The 1,623-nt window shown below is 52.6% G+C and carries 3 protein-coding genes; all 3 read left to right on the forward strand.

Translation table 11 applies throughout. The annotated features are described in order from the left end of the window. A partial coding sequence (locus H511_RS24105) for a hypothetical protein (protein WP_051288029.1) occupies positions 1 to 519 on the forward strand: 519 nt, incomplete at its 5' end. Further along, on the forward strand, positions 510 to 683 hold the full coding sequence (locus tag H511_RS24640; RefSeq protein ID WP_155804850.1) for a hypothetical protein: 174 nt from the start codon (positions 510 to 512) through the stop codon (positions 681 to 683). The genes H511_RS24105 and H511_RS24640, both read left to right, overlap by 10 nt. A 210-nt stretch (positions 684 to 893) precedes the next feature. Then, positions 894 to 1,301 (forward strand): hypothetical protein, encoded by a 408-nt coding sequence (locus H511_RS23040; RefSeq protein ID WP_036759396.1) that lies wholly within the window; start codon positions 894 to 896, stop codon positions 1,299 to 1,301. Positions 1,302 to 1,623 lie beyond the last annotated feature (322 nt).

The following is a 1,623-nucleotide window of genomic DNA, read 5'->3' on the forward strand; positions in this document are numbered from 1 at the left end:
AACAGGGTGAGCGATTTGTACATAGAACGGGACGGCGTGCCTGTGCCTGCAGAATTTGAAGAATGGGTTGCCTATTTTAATAAAAGTGACAGGACCGTTGCCAGGTGGGAGCGGGCTGGTTTGTTGGTTAGCACTGTGTTCTTAGGTGTCGATCATAACTTCTACGGTGGCAAGCCGCTGGTTTATGAAACTATGGTGTTTGGTGGCCCCAATGACCAGAAATTTAAGCGAAGCTCAAGCCGGTGCGGGGCTGCTTCTCATCACGAGGAAGCAGTAAACGCGACTAAGGCAATGATGCATTGTCGCAGCTGGCGGCGTTATAAGCGATTGATGGGCTATACACCGTCCAGAATCGAGCAAAAAAAAGGGCGGCGCTTCTTTAGTGGCCTGTGCTTATCAGGCAGAAATTTAGTTTACGCGGGGATGGCGGAATGGAAGGCAGAACAAAAAAAATTACCAGCAGCAACGGTGGCATTAATGCCCACGCAAAGGACTACTGGGATCGCGTCATGCCAATAGATGAGGTGGCCATGTTGCTGCAGGTGCGCACCTCTGTGCTCAAAGAAGCGGTTCGGCACGGCAAGGCCATCAAAGGGAAAACCGCACCGGTGGCCAGGGATGTAACCGACCGTGGCGTGATGTATTTCGACGGAAGCGTGATCAAGGAATGGCTGGGTGTATGACAGTATCAACAACAAAACAACTACACAGCCGGTATGCAATGCAGATGCGGGCGTTCATTAAGCGCAGCTGGCGCTGTCGGCATCACGCGGGTGTAAAGGCCAACATCATCGAAAAGAGGCTACGGCATGTTATGCCCCGTGGTCGCGCTGTTGATGACGTGATGGCCAATAGCCTGGACGTGATAACCATCCTCAGAGAGAGAAAACGCCGTGGCTGATTGCTTTTGCCGTCGGTGCCTTGATACCGATACCGACGTGATCAGCCTGCTAGGGATTGAGATTCCAGTCAGTGCCTTGTTCTTTACGGTCTGCGGGGTGTGCGGAAACAAACGCTGCCCCAAGGCAACAGATCACCGGTACGAATGCACCGGTAGCAATGAACCTGGGCAGATTGGCAGCATTTACATGGGTTCACCGGTCAACGTGGACTGGACAGACGAAAAAAAAGCTTCACTGGAAGAAGCGATTAAAAAGGTTGATGAGTATGAGCAGAGATCAACGGAAGATGAACAGCGTGATCAAATCGCAAGCACAACGGCACATGAGCCGGACACGACGAAATCTAATGGCAATGATGGAGAAAAAGCAAAATGGCAGCAAGGAAGCTGGCGCGGTTGATTCACCGTCTGCAGTTCCGCACGCCAATGATCTGCCAGCCGTGCGGGCTGGAATTCGGGGAGCTGACACCGGCGCACGGTGAGCACTATATCAGTGGCTGTTGCGGGCTGTGCAGCGTTAAACCCGCAAAACTATACCACGTCAGGGCATACGGATTAGAACGCGTCTACAGGGCGCAGAGAGGGGCTTAATGGCAATGTTAACTGTCGCCGCCTTGATTGCGGTCTACCTTTACGGGTATGTGCAATTAAAGCTGGCTGACAAAGGCACGGACGGCTATCTGCTGATCGGCTTCGCCTTTGTCTTTTACGGCGGCATAGGG

It is taken from the genome of Photobacterium halotolerans DSM 18316 (assembly GCF_000425165.1).
In the GTDB taxonomy this organism is placed as follows: domain Bacteria; phylum Pseudomonadota; class Gammaproteobacteria; order Enterobacterales; family Vibrionaceae; genus Photobacterium; species Photobacterium halotolerans.